The organism is Vibrio sp. 378 (assembly GCF_033339435.1).
Window position 1 is genome coordinate 1 of sequence record NZ_JAWOUO010000215.1, and the last position, 964, is coordinate 964.

General features: G+C 48.3%; 1 protein-coding gene and 1 pseudogene. Both read left to right on the forward strand.

What is annotated here, in order from left to right:
• Positions 1-234: pseudogene (locus tag R7Q48_RS25245) on the forward strand (ABC transporter ATP-binding protein); the annotation flags it as partial.
• The coding region (locus R7Q48_RS25250; protein ID WP_318132883.1) for a hypothetical protein at positions 234-964 on the forward strand (731 nt) is incomplete at its 3' end. The pseudogene R7Q48_RS25245 and the gene R7Q48_RS25250, both read left to right, overlap by 1 nt.

The following is a 964-nucleotide window of genomic DNA, read 5'->3' on the forward strand; positions in this document are numbered from 1 at the left end:
CCGGTGCTGCAAACCTCAATGGACAGCATCAGTGAAGACTACTTTATTCTCGATGCCAATGACGAACACCGTGCGCAAATTGAAGCGATGCACCCACTCTCTTCTCAAAAAGGATTGGGCACAACGAAATGGCTATTGTCTTCACAATACGCTGATCAAGCGGCAGGGCTTGGCGATGTGCATGGTGTAAAACTGGCGGATCTGTTTTTAGCGTTACAAAAGGAGGCAGCATGATGCGCTCTGTCGTCGCAATGTTGCGTAAAGAGTGGTTAGAAAACCCACTAGTATTGCGCTTACCTTTGTTTATGTTGGCGTGTGGAGCGTTGCTTTTTATTAGTTTGATGAGTAACACCACGTTGCAACACAATATGTTTTTCGAAATGAGCCTCGGTGGCGATGTGAGTGATATTCACAAAGAACTTGGGGATGACGTCAACATGCTGATCACTGGTGGCGCTGGTTTGCTGTCTATGTTACTTGCCATTCAGTACTTCCCTAGAACGCTGCGTAAAGAACGTGCCGAAGGCAGCATTATGTTTTGGCGCAGTATGCCAGTTAGCGATCTAAAAACGCACCTCGTGAAGCTGACGTTTGGTTTGTTGGTGATCCCGCTGGTGTGTTCTGGCCTCGTTTTGGCGGCTGATTTTATGCTGTGGTTACTCAATATTTCGACCGACCAACAACTGGCTTTGCTCTATCGTCAAACTTCGCTTGGCTACGTGCTGCTGCACTGGGTGGAGTTCTTAGCAAGAATGGCGCTCGCAGGCGTGTTGATGCTGCCACTAGCACTTTGCGCGATGGCAATTTCGCAAAAGGTAAACTCGCCGTTGGTGATTCTCTTCATCGCGATTTATGCGCTACGTTGGATGCCAATTGCGATGTTTGGTTACTACGGGTTGGATCAGTTCTTCTCAGCCGTGCTCTATTTGCCTCTGCATGCGATCATCGCCTCTAACCCATTCAG